Genomic DNA, 16,608 nt, shown 5'->3' on the forward strand with positions numbered 1-16,608 from the left:
CTGTCATTCTTTGAACCGGTATCCGGCACCCCAGACGGTCTCGATGTAGATCGGCTTGGCCGGGTCCGGTTCTATTTTTTCGCGGATGCGGTTGATGTGGACCATGACCGTCGCCGTATCGCCTTCGGCGTCGAGGCCCCAGACGCGTTCGAACAGGCGGTCCCGGCTGAAGACCAGGCCGGGATGCTTGGCCAGAAAGACGAGGAGCTCAAATTCGCGGTTGGTCAGGGAGATTTCCTGGCCTTTGACGTAGACCCGGTGTTTGTCGACGTAGATTTCCAGGTCGCCGCTGCGGAGGACTTCGCCGTCGGCCGCTTTCTGCTGGGCCTTTCCCGTCAGCCGTTCGTAGCGCGTGATGTGAGCCTTGACGCGGGCGACGAGCTCTGTCGGGCTGAAGGGCTTGATGATGTAGTCATCGGCACCGAGGCCGAGGCCGCGTATCTTGTCCATGTCTTCCCTTTTCGCCGATACCATCAGGATGGGGACTTCCTTTTCTTCACGGATGCGGCGGCAGATGTGGAAGCCATCGGTCCCAGGCAGCATGATATCCAGCAGGATGAGGTCGAAATCCTCCTGTAAAGCCCGTTCCAGCCCTTTCGTCCCGTCCGTTTCGATGACGCTTTCGATGGCGCTGGCTTCGAGGAAATCCCGTTCCAGTTCAGCAATTTCTATATTATCTTCAATGATCAAGATGCGTTTCATGATAGGCCTCCTCTATTTGTGGCAAGGTGATGACGACCGTCAGGCCCCCGCCTGGCGTTTCTTCTGCATGGATCTGGCCGTGCAGGGTCGTAATGATTTGTTTGACAATGGCCAGACCCAGACCGCTGCCTTTTTTGACATCCGTCCTGGCAGCATCGGTCCGGTAAAAACTGTCGAATAGGCGGGGCAGGTCGGCTGCCGGGACACCGGGCCCGTCGTCGGCAACGGTCAGGACGACGGAATGCCCTGTTTCGGCCAGGCGCAGGTCCAGGTTCACTGTAGGGCACTGCTTGTATTTCAATGCATTCTCCAGCAGATTGTCCAGGACCCGCTGGAACTGCATCCTGTCGATGGCTGTCCGGGCCGGCCCGGATGGCGGCGTGTAATGCAGGATGAGGCCCCGCTCGGCCAGGCGGGCTGTATTTTCAGCGGTGAAGTCGGCGAAATAATCGCGCAGTGAAACTGGTTCCATGGTAAAGGAAACCTGGCCTAAGTCGAGCTTGGAAAAGAGGAACAGCCTGTCGACGAGTTTTTCCAGGGTGCAGGCGTTCTGGTAGATGAGTTCGACATAATGATGGCGCTTTTCGGCGGTTTTGGCGATGCCGACCAGTATCCCGCTGGCATAGCCTTTGAGCAGGGTCAGCGGCGTCGACAGGTCATGGGAAATGCCGGCGATGAGTTCCTTGCGGTTCTGCTCATACTTTTCCTGGGCCAGGCGGGCCGAGCGCAGCTGGCGGCGCATGTGGTCGAAGGCTTCGCAGGTCCGGCCGAGCTCATCGCGCGATGACAGGGTGAGTTCATAGTCGAGGTTGCCTTTTTCGATTTCGGCTGCCGCCGTCCGCAGTGCCGCCAAAGGCGTCAGTATCTGACGGGACAGGACGCGGGACACGATGAGGCCACAGGCAATGATGATGGCACTGGCTGTGCCGACGATGAAGAGGAGCAGGGTCTGGATGACGCTTTTGGCCATGCCTTCACGGATGCCGCTCTTGGCGATGAACGGCGTGTTGCCGGCAGCGATGACCGTTGTCCCGCTGTGGGGGGACGTATAGCGGAAGAAGAAGCCGTCGCCGTCCCAGGTCATGACCGTCTGCTGGCCATGGGCCTTCCACAAGACCCGGTCGGCCAGGCTGCGGAAGTCGATGCCCGGCGTGACATAAGCGACCTGGTCGTTGCGGATGATGGCCGTGGCAATGCCCAGCTCCTCCAGGACCTGGCAGTCTTCACGCATATCCTTGACCTTTAACGGCCCGGGCCGTTCGGCTTTGACGCGCAGGGAACTGACCGTATATTGGATGGACAGGGCCGGCCCTTTTTCCGGCCACAACGTCGTCAAGTCATTGTGAGGCGAAGAGAAACGGAGACCCGAGATGAGCAGGAAACCCAGGACCGTCAAGATGGCGATGGGAACAAAGACCATCGTGAAATTGGCAACGAGCAGGCGGTGCCGCAGTGAAATGTCACGTATACGCAGCATAAGCAGGACATCCTTTCATAGTGATAGTTTTATTATAGAGTGATTCGTGGCTAGTGGCTAGTAGTTCGTGGCTCGTGGTTAAATTTAAAACCATCCGCTAACCACTAACTGCTAGCCCCTAACCACTTAAAAGGGCTTGTCGCACGTGCGACAAGCCCTTTTGAAAGGAGGCCTATTCTTCTATTTCTGTATGGATGACGGAGCCGTTGGTGGCGTCTACTAAGACGTCGTAGCGGACGGAACCCGATGTGACGCGGACTTTATACATGGGGTGGAAAGCGCGTTGCGGCATAGCGCCCTGCGGCATAGCGCCCTGCGGCGGCTGGCCTTTCATGTCAGGCTGGCCCTGGGGCGGTGCCATGGGGGGGACGCCTTGTGTATCGGCCTGGCCATTCGGAGCGGCTTTGGCCGTAGCCCCGGCAGCGGCATCGGTTTTTTCTTCACCCGGACGGCCGGGCTTCATGCCTTCCGGTCCCTGCGGGCGTCCTGCTTCATGGTCTTTGCGGTCTCTCTCTTTTACTTTGTCTTTGCGGTCGCCTTTGCGGCCGTCTTTAGGACCGTGCTTGGCGCTATTCATATCGAAGAGGGCCACTTCTTTGAAATCCAGGTCGCTTTCGTCCTTGCCGATGGCCTGGGCTGCGGCGGCACAGGCTTGGTCTTCGCTGATGAGGGAGACGTTGCGTTGTTCGGCCTGGGCTTTGGTCATCTGGGCCATGGCTTCGACCCGTTCGGCGTGACGGGCTGTGTGCTGGCGGTACAGGTAGTAGTGGCCGCCTGCCGTCGCCAGTACGCAGACGACGCAGAAAGCAGCGGCGATTTTGGCATTGCGGGCCGTGCGGACTTTATGTTTGATCGAAATGAGTGTATCTTGCCATTTTTCCTGGGTCATGATAAATTCCTCCTGTCTTCAATCACTGATTCTTGACTACGAAGACAGTATAAGGGATAAATCTAAAATCGAGCTAAACCAGGCCGTAAGAATTACATAAATGTTGTATAATGAGTTTGTAGTTTGTAGTTTGTAGTTTGTAGTTTGTAGTTTGTAGTTTGCAGGCTGTAGGGGCGCCCATGTGGGGCGCCCGCCGAGTCCGCCATGTTTTATATAATAGAGAGTGAGGTATCGATCATGAACGATGAACGTTTGAAATTGACTCAAATGGCGTCCTGCTCCGGTTGAGGCGCTAAGTTAGGGCCAGGGACACTGGCTCAATTGTTGGACGGGCTTCCAACACATAAAGATGACCGCCTCCTCGTTGGCTATGATAAGAGCGACGACGCGTCGGTCTACCAGGTGAGCGATGATCTGGCTGTCGTCCAAACGGTCGATTTCTTTCCGCCTATCGTCGACGATCCTTATTTATTCGGTCAGATTGCAGCGGCCAATGCCCTGAGCGACGTCTACGCCATGGGGGCCGAGGCGAAACTGGCCATGAACATCATGTGCGTCAATTTGTCCATGGGCCGCGAAGCCATCCGGGCTATCCTCGAAGGGGGATACCAAAAGGCCTATGAAGGCGGGGTCATCATCACCGGCGGCCATACCATCGAAGATAAGGAGCCGAAGTACGGCCTGTCCGTGACCGGTTTCGTTCATCCGCAGAAATTATTGCGCAATTCGTCGGCCCGGCCTGGCGACGTCCTCATCCTGACCAAGCCCTTAGGCGTGGGTATCTTGATGACAGCTGCCCAGGGCGATTTCGTCGAAGCGCCGCTCCTGCAGCAGCTCTATGACCAGATGGCCCAGCTCAATAAGACGGCCCGGGACATCATGGTCCGCTATGACGTCCACAGCTGTACCGACGTTACGGGCTTCGGCCTGTTGGGCCATGCCTGTGAAATGGCCGATGGCAGCGGGACGACGATTCATTTTCAAGGCGATGCCATTCCCTATCATAAAGAGGCCCTGGACATGGCGGCCATGGGGCTGATCCCGGCCGGAGCGTACCGCAACCGTGATTTCGTCGCCGGCCGGATTGATACGGGCAGCGCCGATAAGCGCTTCATGGATGTCCTCTATGACCCACAGACTTCGGGCGGCCTGCTCATCGCTGTCGCCGAAAAAGACGCAGCGAAGCTGGAACGGGCCCTGAAAGACACGATTCCCTGTGCGGCCGTCGTCGGCTATGTGACCGGGCGGGAGAACTACTCCATCGTCATCGATTGAATCTCTTACGCTTATAGTAGCGGGAGAGATTGGAGAACATTGCTGTTTAAAGACATAGCGATGGATTTCACAGGTATCGAACCTGCAAAATCCATCGCTATACTTATTTTATGGCGGTTAATTCTTCAATGTTCATAGATTCAATCTTTTTACCATATTGTAATAACAAATCCTTGAAATATAGACAAGCCTTAGATAAATAGCGATCTTTATGGTAGATAACCTGAAGATTTTGAACGAAAGGAGTACCTTTTACAATTAACGGAAAGGCGTTGACTGGCTCAGTAAAATTTTCTTTCTGGTTAATGAGACTGGCGCGGGTTGCAAAAAATGCGGCGACACCGCTGGCCCCGACTGCCGTAGCGATTTGTATATACTGGCTGGTCATATAGGTAATGGGAGTAATGCCTGCATCTTTAAAGATGTTTTGAATGGTTTCGCCAAGACGGTTCTGTAAAATGCAGAATGGCAATTGGGCAAAATCAGCCAGGTTTGCGCCTTGGAGAGACTTCTTTTTGATTTTTTCGCTATCCTCGTGAAATGTTTTTTTCAGGAGACTATCGGTGATGCAAAGATATACCTGGTCCCGCATCATGTGTTGTTTGACGAGGTTCGGATTTTCTGATTGAGATAAAGCAATGGCCAGATCTAAATCGCCATCCAGAACGAGTTTTTCCAAAACGGTTGTCGTCGCTTCTTTTAATTCAAGTTCAATCAGCGGGTATTTGGTGGTGAAAATTGGTAATATATAAGGCAGGCAGGCGTTTGAACGTAAAATACTGGCTCCAAAATAAATGAGGCCTCGCTTTGAATGTTTTATGTCAGCCAGGATGTCTTGTAAGTTTTCATTTTCCCGGATTAATTGCTGTGCATAACGAAGTACAAATGACCCGGCATAGGTAAGGGAAAGTTTGGGGTGCCGATTAAGTAGTTTAACACCGTAGTATTCCTCTAAACGAATAATGTGGTTGCTCAATGTTTGCTGAGAGATGTGGATGCGTTCAGCTGTGCGGGTTATATGTAGATCTTTAGCTAATTCTGCAAAATAGTACAGACTGTCTATGTTCATGGATATCATCTCCGTTACAAAAATATTTTGTAAAAAATAATAAATTTAATAGTTTTACTTGTGGAAAGTTTTGAAATATAATCTAGTTGTAAGCAAGAGAACAGGAAATACAAAATATGAACTGATTATACTAATTCATCAAAGGAGAGATTCATTATGGCATGGAAAATTTTATTACCTCAGGAAATCATGGAAGAAGGAGCGCAGTTGTTGAAAGATGCTGGCCATACACTGATCCGTGGCAGAGGTTTTGAAACAGCGGACGTCTTGGCAGATATGAAGGAATATAAACCGGATGCGATGATCGTACGTATTACCCCGATTACCCGCGAAGTCATTGAAGCGAATCCGAATCTGAAAGTTATTGCCCGTCACGGTGCCGGCTTTGATGCATTGGATGTCAAAGCTTGCCATGATAATGGGGTACAGACTTTATATGCTCCTGTAGCGAACAGTACCTCTGTTGCTGAAACAGCCATCATGCTTATGTTTGAATGTAGCCGCAATGTCTTGAAACTGCGTAAGACCTGGGTTCAAGACTATTATAAAGCAAAACTGAAGATTCACAAAACAACTCTTAATGGCAAGACCTTAGGCATCATTGGTTGTGGCAATATCGGCAGCCGTGTAGCAAAGCGGGCTTTAGGGCTGGAAATGAACGTCTTGGCATACGACCCGTATAAACGGGCAGCTGAATTTCCGGAAGGTGTCGAAGTCGTACGCGACTTGAACCGGATTTTTAAGGAAAGTGATTATGTATCTGTGCATACGCCGAATACGCCGCTTACCCGTCAGATGATTAACAAGGAAACACTGGCTATGATGAAATCTTCAGCCTTCCTGATTAACACGGCTCGTGGCGCTTGTGTCAATGAAATGGATTTGTATCAGGCCTGCAAAAATGGAATTATCGCAGGCGCCGGACTCGACGCTATTGCCCATGAACCAGTTGATCCTAACAATCCACTGCTGACATTGGATAATGTCATCATTTATCCGCACATCGGCGGTAACTCTGTGGAAGCGGCCCACCGGGCTTCGTACTTCTCTGCGATGGGCATCGAAGAAGTATATGAAGGCAAAGAACCGACCTGGCCGATTCATGATATTGATTATACGACAGCACCGACATACATGGATATCCGTGTTCCCGATAAGAAACCGGTCGGCATGTTTGATTTTTAATAGAGACGATTAATTTCAGAAATGAGGATATATCATGGATAAAGTACGATTGTTAAAAATAGCAGCTATTGCAGCTGTCATGATAGGCATATGGAATGGTCCTGTGCCGACAGGGTTGGAAGCCGAAACATGGCATATTGTTGCTTTGTATCTTGGATTGTTGATGGGGCTGGTATTCCGGCCCTTCTCGGAACCGGTTGTCACGTTGATCATCGTTGGTCTGGCTTCGATGTTTATGAAAAGCTCGATTCTCCTGCGCGGCTATGGCAATGATATGGCTTGGTTCATCGCTACGGTTACTATCGTTTGTACAGCGTTCATCAAGACCGGGTTGGGAAAACGAATTGCTTATAATTTGCTGATCCGGGCTGGTAACTCTACATTGGGGCTGGGATATATCATGGTCATCACAGACTTGCTCTTGAGTCCGGCAACTGGCTCTAATTCTTCACGTACCAGCATTATTTATCCGATTTTTCAGAATATTGCCCAAGGCATCGGCTCGACAGCTGAAAAAGCACCGCGCAAATTGGGAGCGTTCCTTGAAGTTTTGATGTATGCCAGCTCGCAAACAACATCGGCCCTGTTCCTTACGGGGATGGCTACTAACGCTATTACTGTAGCTCTTATGAGCGAAATGCTTGGTATCAATATGACCTGGGGAACCTGGGTACTGGCTTCAGCCGTTCCTGTTGGCTTGATCCTTTTACTAGCGCCGCTTGTTATCTATAAAATTTACCCACCGGAAATGAAATCTCTTTCCGAAGTGAAACCGTTGGCTCTTAAAGGATTGCAGGAATTAGGTCCCATGTCAACAGCTGAAAAAACGTTGTTAGGCCTCTTTATCCTGGCTATCCTTGGATGGATGTTTGGTCCGATGATTCCGTTTGTTAACTTGAAGATGCAGTATGTAGGTTTTGTCTTCTTGGCCCTGGTCCTGATTACTAAAGTCCTGGACTGGAATGATGTTATCGCTGCTAAAGGGGCTTGGAATATCTTTATCTGGTATGGCGCCTTCTATGGTATTGCCGCTTCCCTTTCTTCTGCTGGTTTTTACACCTGGCTGGCTGATTATATTGGTGGCATCATTGACTTGTCCGTATATAGCGGTATGACCGTTACAGCTGTTCTTGTATTCGTCAGCCTGGCTGTTCGTTATTTCTTCGTATCGAATAGTGCGTTTGTTGCCTCTTTTTACCCAGTATTGTTCATCCTGACCCTGGGAACTCAGGCAAACCCGATGGTTGTTGGACTGCTGCTCGCTTTCTGCTCGCCCCTGGGTGCTCTTCTCACGCATTATGGCAATGGTGCCGGTTTGATTACCTTTGCCTCTGGTTATGTACCGCAGAAAGATTTCTGGCGGGTTGGCACGACGATGGTGGCTATGTCCTTGGTTATTTTGTTCGGCATTGGTGTACCGTATTGGAAACTGGTTGGTCTGTGGTAGAAAGGATGAAAATCTATGTTGGATTATTTGATTACGAATGGACATGTCATCGACCCGGCTAATGGGGTAGATGAAGTTAAAGATATTGCAGTATATAATGGCAAGATTACGCGTTACGAAAAAGGCGAAGAAGCTAAACATGTGATTGATGCTCAGGGGCGATATGTATTTCCCGGTTTAATTGACTCCCATGCCCATATGTTTGCTGAAGGTACGGAAATTGGGATTTATCCAGATTTAGCCTATTTGCCGACCGGTGTAACCGCCGCCGTAGATGCCTCCTGTGGCGTAGCGAATTACAATTTATTTCGCAAGACTATTATTGCCCGTAGTAAAGTAACGATTAAGAGCTTTTTGCAAGTTTGTTCTGCTGGCTTGGTCACGACAAGCTATCATGAAAATATCAATCCTAAATATTTCAATCCTGAAAAAATGGATCGCATTTACCATGAAAATGAAGATAATATATTAGGTCTGAAAATCCGGCAAAGCGAAGAACTGGCTCAGGGTTTGGGAATTGAACCGTTGAAAGAGACCGTCCGCATTGCGAATAAAATTGGCTGCCCTGTAGAGGTCCATTGTACGAATATTCCGGTCCCGACGAAAGAAGTATTAGATGTACTTCGTCCCGGTGATATTTTTGAACACGTCTACCAAGGAGCTAAAAATACAATTCTTGATGATAATGGAAAGCTCTATGACTGTGTCATAGAAGCCAGGAAACGAGGTATTATCTTCGATACTGCTGAAGGCCGCAAACATGGTGACTTCACGATTATGAGGAAAGCTATGGAACAAGGATTCATCGCGGATATGTGCAGTACGGACCTGGTTCTCGGCAGCATGTACAGACGTTCTATTTTTTCCCTTCCTAATCTGATGTCCCGTTATATTTGCATGGGCATCCCGATGCAGAAAGTCGTAGAAATGTCGACAGCTCGCCCGGCTAAACTGATGAAGATGGAAGGTGTTATCGGTTGCCTTTCTGAAGGAGCCCATGCAGATATTGCTATCTTTGACTGGATAGATTTGCATCAAACTTATTTAGATTGGAAAGGTGAAAAATTTGTTGGCACGAAGCAGTTGAAGCCAGAGATGACCATCAAAGATGGACAGATTGTATATTGTGCGCCTGATTACATCTACGAACCAGATCGTAAATAAGAAATCAATTCCGCATATTTAGAAAATATAATCAATTATTGGTATATAGGAGGAACTCATCATGTGTGTAGGTTTTCGTATTTTCACTAAAATCAATCGTCCTGAAAAAGAACTCATAGAAGCATTCAAAGGACTTCCGGCAGCCAATGTTGCCGATGTTATGAGCCGTTTCTTCTGTGTGAATTCGGCGATTAAATCGTTCAATAACAAACCGTTGCTGGGGACTGCTTTTACTGTTCGTGCCCGCATTGGTGATAACTTATTACTGCATAAAGCCATCGCAATGGCTCAGCCAGGCGACGTTATCATCGTTGATGGCGATGGTGATATCTCCAATGCCTTTTGTGGCGATATCATGATGACGGAATGCCAGTCTTTGGGTATTGCTGGGGTCATCATTGATGGCGCCGTACGCGATAAAGCTGATCTGGAAAAACTGGATATGCCCGTTTATGCTCGTGGCGTCATGCCGAAAGGTCCCTTCAAAGATGGACCGGGTGAAATCAATGTGCCCATTTCCTGTGGTGGTGTTGTCGTAAACCCCGGTGATATTGTCATTGGTGACGCTGATGGTGTCGTCATTGTGCCACCTAAACAGGCTAAGGAAATCGCCGCTAAAGCGTGGAAGAAGCATGAGACTGAAGCAGCTAGTCTGGAACAAATTGCGAATGGCCGACGTGATAAATCCTGGGTTGATAAAGCCCTGGAAGCTAAAGGCTGTGAAATTATTGATGACTACTACCGTGCCTAACCGTAATCTATACAACGGATGATACAAAAATACCGATGAGTAACATGATGTTGCTTGTCGGTATTTTTGTTTATGTTGTTCATGGAAATATAAAATTAGAAAACACGTGCTCACAAAAATATTTTGTAAAAAATAATAAAATTCATAGTTTTACTTGTATATGATTTTAAAATATAATGTAGTTGTAAACAAAAGACATGATATACATTACATATAATTATTACAATTGATTTATAAAAGGAGAGACGCATTATGGCATGGAAAATTTTATTACCTCAGGAAATCATGGAAGAAGGAGCGCAGTTGTTGAAAGATGCTGGCCATACACTGATCCGTGGCAGAGGTTTTGAAACAGCGGACGTCTTGGCAGATATGAAGGAATATAAACCGGATGCGATGATCGTACGTATTACCCCGATTACCCGCGAAGTCATTGAAGCGAATCCGAATCTGAAAGTTATTGCCCGTCACGGTGCCGGCTTTGATGCATTGGATGTCAAAGCTTGCCATGATAATGGGGTACAGACTTTATATGCTCCTGTAGCGAACAGTACCTCTGTTGCTGAAACAGCCATCATGCTTATGTTTGAATGTAGCCGCAATGTCTTGAAACTGCGTAAGACCTGGGTTCAAGACTATTATAAAGCAAAACTGAAGATTCACAAAACAACTCTTAATGGCAAGACCTTAGGCATCATTGGTTGTGGCAATATCGGCAGCCGTGTAGCAAAGCGGGCTTTAGGGCTGGAAATGAACGTCTTGGCATACGACCCGTATAAACGGGCAGCTGAATTTCCGGAAGGTGTCGAAGTCGTACGCGACTTGAACCGGATTTTTAAGGAAAGTGATTATGTATCTGTGCATACGCCGAATACGCCGCTTACCCGTCAGATGATTAACAAGGAAACACTGGCTATGATGAAATCTTCAGCCTTCCTGATTAACACGGCTCGTGGCGCTTGTGTCAATGAAATGGATTTGTATCAGGCCTGCAAAAATGGAATTATCGCAGGCGCCGGACTCGACGCTATTGCCCATGAACCAGTTGATCCTAACAATCCACTGCTGACACTGGATAATGTCATCATTTATCCGCACATCGGCGGTAACTCTGTGGAAGCGGCCCACCGGGCTTCGTACTTCTCTGCGATGGGCATCGAAGAAGTATATGAAGGCAAAGAACCGACCTGGCCGATTCATGATATTGATTATACGACAGCACCGACATACACGGATGTCCGTGTTCCTGATAAGAAACCGGTCGGCATGTTTGATTTTTAATAGGCAATCCTAACATTATTTTTATGAACGGGATTGAAAGTAAGGCCGAGGACAACCGCCTTTTTTCAACAGAACGTGAAGGAGAATTCCTGCAGAATGATGGAATTGTCCTGGAGAGGAGTGCATCATTATGCAGGATGCTTCTAAAATAAAAACATATCGTGTAAAATTAATTGCTGTATTGTTTGTTTGTATGGTTGTCATGGGGTTGGATCGCAGCAGCATAAGTGTGGCGGCCCCAGTTATCATGGACGAACTGGACATTGCTCCCACTCAGATGGGATTGTTGTTATCGGCTTTCTTTTGGTCCTATACAATCTGCAATATTCCGGCTGGCCGGTTAGCTGACCGATTTGGTGCGAAAAAAGTACTAGGTGGTGCTGCCGCTATCTGGTCAGTGGCGTCTGCCCTTACCGGGGGTATGCCCCATCTTATTGGCCTGATGATAGCCCGTATGGGAGTTGGCGTTGGCGAAGCCGGCGTTTTTCCCACGATGGCTAAAATTGCTGCTGAACAGTTCCCCGGTCGGGAAAGAGCAACGGCGACAGGATGTTATCTGGCCGGCGCCCGCTTAGGATATGCATTGACTCCCGTAGTCATCGGTTTCCTGATTGCTCAGTTCAACTGGCGTCTGGCTTTCATTGTTACGGGTGTTGGCAGCTTGTTATTTTGTCTGTTTTGGTTCTTCTGGTATGATGAAAATGAAGGTCGTGTTATTGGCAAATCTGTGGAAAGCAAGGTGCAGATGGAAAAGCAGCCAGTTCCTTGGCTGCAATTAGTAACAAACCGCACGATCCTCGGGTTATTTGTTGCCAAGTTTGGCGCCAATTACTTGTACTTCATGTTTTTGACATGGATTCCAGCTTATCTGGTCATGGAACGGGGCTTCTCTGTATTAGAAATGGGTTTTTACGCATCCCTTCCTTTTGTCGTAGCGTTTATTACACAACCTTTGACCGGTTTTATCTCAGACTTCATTATCCGCAAAGGATTTAGTAAGACCATTGCCCGTAAAGGCGTACTTGTAGCTGCGCAGGCATTATCAGCCACCATTATTGCGGTAGCGTTTGTTGAAGACCCGATGATTGCTATGCTGATCCTGACCATTAATATAGCGGCGGCTTCTACGATTGGCGGTATGATGCAGACTATGGCTAGTGAAGTTTCTCCCTTAGGCATGTCGGCAACGGTTACCGGCGCTATGAATACTGTCGGCGCTATCGCTGGCGTTTTAGCACCCACAGTAACAGGCCTCATCGTGGAAATGACAGGCTCCTTCCAAATGGCCCTGGTCGTGGCGGGCGGCTTGATTGCAATTGCTGCAGCAATTATCCTGTTTGTTATCCAGAAAATAGAACCAATTAAATTGAATATTAAGACTGTAAAAAAAAACAATCCTGAAAAAATAGGCTGTGAAATAACAGAATCTCGATAAGAAAAAGCCGCGTTCTCCAATGAGTGACGCGGTTTTTGCTAATTTCTCGATATAATATTTTAAAAATCCCCGGCACATCAGTGCAGCTAAGAAGGACTGCTTAATGTTGATGGCATTGGTCGACAGAATACAGAAAAATACATAGGGAGATTCCCATGCCGAAGAGGAAGGGAGCTTCTGGCGAAATTACGATAAAACTTGTAAAAACGGCTACCTTCGGCGCCTCAGATAGTGTATAATAAAACTGGTGAGTTTTTTTACCGTACTCATGTCAACTACAAAGGAGAGATCAACTGTGATTGAACGCTATACGAAACCGGAAATGGGTCATATTTGGACAGAATACAATGAATGGGATACGATGAAACAGGTCGAAATCCTGGCTAGTGAAGCACAGGCCGAACTGGGCAACATCCCGAAAGAAGCGGCTAAAGAAATTCGCGAAAAAGCTGCTTTTTCTGTCGACCGTATCCATGAAATCGAAGCGGAAACACACCATGACATTGCGGCTTTCGTCTCGACGCTTTCGGAAAACATCGGTGAAGCCGGCAAATATGTACACCTCGGCCTGACTTCGACAGACGTCAAAGATACGGCTCTTGGCTACATGCTCAAACAGGCTTCGGATATCCTCATCAAGGACTTGGAAAACTTCCATGCCGTATTGCGCCGCCGTGCCGTTGAATTTAAGTACACGCCGTGCATCGGCCGTACTCATGGCATCCACGCCGAAGCCACGACGTTCGGCCTCAAGCTGTGCAACTGGATGGCTGAAATCGAACGCGACATCGACCGCATGAAACATGCTAAGGAAACGATTTCCGTCGGCAAGATTTCCGGTGCTGTCGGTACCTATGCCGACATTGATCCCTTTGTTGAAAAATATGTCTGCGAACACCTCGGCATCGCTCCTTCGCCGATTTCGTCCCAGACCTTGCAGCGTGACCGCCATGCCGAATACGTAACGACCCTGGCTGTCATCGCCAGCTCCATCGATAAAATGGCTACGGAAATCCGTCATCTCCAGCGCACGGAAGTCCGCGAAGCCGAAGAATATTTCAGCCCCAAGCAGAAAGGTTCTTCCATCATGCCTCACAAACGTAATCCTATCACTTGTGAACGCATGTGTGGCTTAGCCCGCGTCATCCGCGGCAATGCCCAGGCAGCCCTGGAAGACGTCGCCCTCTGGCACGAACGCGATATTTCCCATTCGTCTGTCGAACGCGTCATCCTGCCGGACAGCACGATCGCCCTGGATTACATGCTCCAGACCTTCACCCGCGTCATCGACAAGCTCCTGGTCTATCCGGACAAGATGATGAAAGACCTCAACCTCACAGGCGGCCTCATCTACAGCCCGATCATCCTCAACACACTCGTTGAAAAGGGCGCTGTCCGCGAACAGGCTTACCGCTGGGTACAGCGCAATGCCATGAAACGCTGGCTCGAAGGGGAAGACTTCCTGGAAAACCTGAAGAAAGACGAAGACGTCACGAAATACATGACGGCAGAAGAAATCGAAGGCTGCTTCGATGTCAAGAAGATGCTCAGCCACGTCGACACCATCTTCGCACGTTTCGGAATTTAAGAATCAATTGTAGGGGCTCGCACGTGGCGAGCCCGCCCCTACAGAAAAGGGCTTGCCGTTGTGCGACAAGCCCTTTTTTTGCTGTCACGGAAATCCGCATCAACGAAAGTCTCTCCTGATAGAGAGGCGGGCCGCCCTTTGGGCGGCCCCTACGAACCACGAGCCACGAGCCACGAGCCACGGACCACGGACCACAAATCCCACGGGAGGTGATTTTATGTATTATTTCGATAATGCGGCGACGACGGCGCAGAAGCCGGATTGTGTTGCCAAGGCTGTTTACCAGGTCCTGTCTTCAGGGACCGTCGGCAACCCGTCCCGCGGGGCCCACGGATATGCCCTCAGGGCCTATGGCCTCGTCTTGCAGGCCAAGGACGACGTGAAGGCCTTGTTTCACTGCGGGCCGGAATACGACGTCGCTTTCACGCACAACTCGACGGCGGCTTTGAACATGGTCCTCAAAGGACTCATCCGTCCGGGCGATGGCGTCTTGACGACGTCGTGGGAGCACAATGCCGTCTTGCGGCCGTTGTATCAGCTGGAAAAAGAAGGCGTATCCCTGGCTTTCATCGGCAGCGACCAGCCCAGCGGGGCCTTGCAGTACGATACGATGGAAGCTCTGCTGACGCCGCAGACAAAATGGTTCGTCTGCAACCACGCTTCCAATGTCACCGGCAATGTCCTCGATTTGCCCCGCATCAAGGCCTTTTGCCGGCGCCACCATCTGGGACTCATCGTCGATGTGTCCCAGACGGCCGGTGCCATTGACGTCGACTTGTCCGACGGCATCGTGACGGCGGCCTGTTTTACGGGCCACAAGTCGCTGTATGGTCCCGGCGGGACGGGAGGCATTGTCATCCGCCGCGATGCCGTCGTGACGCCGTACATCACCGGCGGCGACGGCGTCCATTCCTTTGAACGGGAACAACCAGGGGCTATCCCTGGCGTCTTTGAAGCGGGGACGGCCAATGTCGCCGGCATTGCCGGTCTCGATGCCGGGATTCGATATATCCTGGACAAAGGCGTCGCCGCTGCCGCCGCACATCAGCAGGAGCTGGCCCGGATTTTCGTCCCCGCCGTCCAGGCGATTTCCGGTATCCGCCTGTATGGCGATTTTTCCGGCCCCCGCGTCGGCGTCTACAGCCTCAATGTGGGCGAGGCAGAATCGGCTGTCGTCAGCGACGTCCTCTGGCAGACGTACCACATGGCGACGCGTCCGGCCTACCATTGTGCGCCCCTCATCCACCGTTCCCTGGGGACGGCCGTCCAGGGAACGGTGCGCTTTTCCTTTTCCCAATTCACGACGGAAGAAGATGTCCGGGCCGCTGTGCAGGCCTTGCAGGACATTTCAGAGCTGTAAGCTTTTTTCGCAATTTGCCGGGAAAACTTGACTGCTTTGGTATAGTAATATATAATGGAATTAGTCATAAAAGGCAAATAGTCAAAAGGAAAGGTGGAATCTCTTATGGAATATAAATTCACAGCCGATAATTTTCAGCAGGAAGTCTTGAACAGCAGTCAGCCGGTCATGGTCGACTTTTTCGCTAACTGGTGCGGCCCTTGCCAGATGATGGGACCGGTCATCGCCAACTTGGCCGAAGAATATGCCGGCAAAATCAAGATCGGCAAGATCAATGTCGATGAAAATCCGGGCGTAGCCCAGACGTATGATGTAGCCACGATTCCGAACCTGGTCTTTTTCAAAGATGGGAAAGTCGTCAACCGCGTCATCGGCGTCGTTCCGGATAATGTATTGAAAGAAAAGTTAGACGCTTTGCTCAGATAAGGAGCGGCGCCAGAGGAGGATTCTCATGAAAAATTATTCCTATACGACACAGGGAACCTGTGCCCGTCAGATTACCTTCAGCCTGGAAGATGGCAAATTGCATAACGTCCATTTCGCAGGCGGCTGTCCCGGCAATACCCTGGCCCTGAGCAAATTGCTGGAAGATACCGATGCGGCCCGGGCTGTGAAGCTCTTGAAAGGGAATCCCTGTGGCGATCGCGGGACCTCCTGCGCCGATCAGCTGGCCATCGCCGTAGAACAGGCCCTGAAACAGGGCGCCTGATGGCTGGGGAAACGTATGGCATCGCCCTGGTCCCGTCGACGCGGCAGGCCATGGAAGGTGAAGCGCTTGCCAAAGCCGCCGGACTAGCCGTGCGCATCATTCCGACGCCGGGGAAGCTCGACGCATCGTGCGGTTTTTCCCTGCGCTATGAACTGGCTGATGAAGCGGCCCTGACAGCCCTCCTCGATGAGAAGGGGCTGGCATGGGCCGCTTTATATCATGCCTGCCGCCGGGGGCTGCGCGTCACCTATACTAAATGTAAAGAGGGATGATAAG

At 49.9% G+C, this 16,608-nt stretch carries 16 protein-coding genes; 12 read left to right on the forward strand and 4 right to left on the reverse strand.

Features of this window, described 5'->3' with window-relative positions:
* Positions 1–3 precede the first annotated feature (3 nt).
* The 3 genes from C6362_RS04915 to C6362_RS04925 all read right to left on the reverse strand — a co-directional run bounded on the left by C6362_RS04915 (position 4) and on the right by C6362_RS04925 (position 3,068).
* A complete protein-coding gene (locus tag C6362_RS04915) occupies positions 4–702 on the reverse strand; it encodes a response regulator transcription factor (RefSeq protein WP_014015637.1) in 699 nt (232 codons plus the stop codon).
* Complete coding sequence (locus C6362_RS04920) at positions 680–2,179, reverse strand: HAMP domain-containing sensor histidine kinase (RefSeq protein WP_014015638.1); 1,500 nt, start codon at positions 2,177–2,179, stop codon at positions 680–682. Before C6362_RS04920 ends, C6362_RS04915 begins: the two co-directional genes overlap by 23 nt.
* A 172-nt stretch (positions 2,180–2,351) precedes the next feature.
* Complete coding sequence (locus C6362_RS04925) at positions 2,352–3,068, reverse strand: hypothetical protein (protein WP_014015639.1); 717 nt, start codon at positions 3,066–3,068, stop codon at positions 2,352–2,354.
* A gap of 237 nt (positions 3,069–3,305) precedes the next feature.
* Between C6362_RS04925 and selD the strand changes: the two genes are divergently transcribed.
* Positions 3,306–4,343: a selenide, water dikinase SelD gene (gene selD, locus C6362_RS04930; RefSeq protein ID WP_080596482.1), complete on the forward strand. Its 1,038-nt coding sequence runs from the start codon at positions 3,306–3,308 to the stop codon at positions 4,341–4,343.
* Between the two features lie 103 nt (positions 4,344–4,446).
* Here the strand turns inward: selD and C6362_RS04935 are convergent, their stop codons facing one another.
* Positions 4,447–5,412 carry a LysR family transcriptional regulator gene (locus C6362_RS04935; RefSeq protein ID WP_014015641.1) on the reverse strand — a complete coding sequence of 322 codons (966 nt, stop codon included), beginning with the start codon at positions 5,410–5,412 and terminating at the stop codon, positions 4,447–4,449.
* Positions 5,413–5,568: 156 nt separating this feature from the next.
* On the opposite strand from C6362_RS04935, the gene C6362_RS04940 reads away from it, so the two are divergent.
* The 11 genes from C6362_RS04940 to C6362_RS04990 all read left to right on the forward strand — a co-directional run bounded on the left by C6362_RS04940 (position 5,569) and on the right by C6362_RS04990 (position 16,604).
* Positions 5,569–6,597, forward strand: a complete 1,029-nt coding sequence (locus tag C6362_RS04940) for a hydroxyacid dehydrogenase (protein WP_014015642.1) — start codon at positions 5,569–5,571, stop codon at positions 6,595–6,597.
* A gap of 34 nt (positions 6,598–6,631) precedes the next feature.
* Positions 6,632–8,044, forward strand: a complete 1,413-nt coding sequence (locus C6362_RS04945; protein WP_014015643.1) for a DASS family sodium-coupled anion symporter — start codon at positions 6,632–6,634, stop codon at positions 8,042–8,044.
* Positions 8,045–8,059: 15 nt separating this feature from the next.
* Positions 8,060–9,208, forward strand: coding sequence for an amidohydrolase family protein (locus tag C6362_RS04950; RefSeq protein WP_014015644.1), 1,149 nt, complete (start codon positions 8,060–8,062; stop codon positions 9,206–9,208).
* Positions 9,209–9,269: 61 nt separating this feature from the next.
* Positions 9,270–9,959 (forward strand): RraA family protein, encoded by a 690-nt coding sequence (locus C6362_RS04955; RefSeq protein ID WP_014015645.1) that lies wholly within the window; start codon positions 9,270–9,272, stop codon positions 9,957–9,959.
* A 252-nt stretch (positions 9,960–10,211) separates the two neighbouring features.
* Positions 10,212–11,240 carry a hydroxyacid dehydrogenase gene (locus C6362_RS04960; RefSeq protein ID WP_014015646.1) on the forward strand — a complete coding sequence of 343 codons (1,029 nt, stop codon included), beginning with the start codon at positions 10,212–10,214 and terminating at the stop codon, positions 11,238–11,240.
* A gap of 130 nt (positions 11,241–11,370) precedes the next feature.
* Positions 11,371–12,675, forward strand: a complete 1,305-nt coding sequence (locus tag C6362_RS04965) for an MFS transporter (protein ID WP_014015647.1) — start codon at positions 11,371–11,373, stop codon at positions 12,673–12,675.
* Between the two features lie 295 nt (positions 12,676–12,970).
* Positions 12,971–14,263, forward strand: coding sequence for an adenylosuccinate lyase (purB, locus tag C6362_RS04970; protein ID WP_014015648.1), 1,293 nt, complete (start codon positions 12,971–12,973; stop codon positions 14,261–14,263).
* A 217-nt stretch (positions 14,264–14,480) separates the two neighbouring features.
* On the forward strand, positions 14,481–15,623 hold the full coding sequence (locus tag C6362_RS04975) for an aminotransferase class V-fold PLP-dependent enzyme (RefSeq protein WP_014015649.1): 1,143 nt from the start codon (positions 14,481–14,483) through the stop codon (positions 15,621–15,623).
* Positions 15,624–15,728: 105 nt separating this feature from the next.
* Positions 15,729–16,049: a thioredoxin gene (trxA, locus tag C6362_RS04980; protein ID WP_014015650.1), complete on the forward strand. Its 321-nt coding sequence runs from the start codon at positions 15,729–15,731 to the stop codon at positions 16,047–16,049.
* 25 nt (positions 16,050–16,074) lie between these two features.
* Complete coding sequence (locus C6362_RS04985) at positions 16,075–16,332, forward strand: TIGR03905 family TSCPD domain-containing protein (RefSeq protein WP_014015651.1); 258 nt, start codon at positions 16,075–16,077, stop codon at positions 16,330–16,332.
* Positions 16,332–16,604, forward strand: coding sequence for a DUF3343 domain-containing protein (locus C6362_RS04990; protein WP_014015652.1), 273 nt, complete (start codon positions 16,332–16,334; stop codon positions 16,602–16,604). The genes C6362_RS04985 and C6362_RS04990 overlap by 1 nt, the downstream gene beginning before the upstream one ends.
* Positions 16,605–16,608 lie beyond the last annotated feature (4 nt).

The organism is Megasphaera elsdenii DSM 20460, assembly GCF_003010495.1.
Classification (GTDB): Bacteria; Bacillota; Negativicutes; order Veillonellales; family Megasphaeraceae; genus Megasphaera; species Megasphaera elsdenii.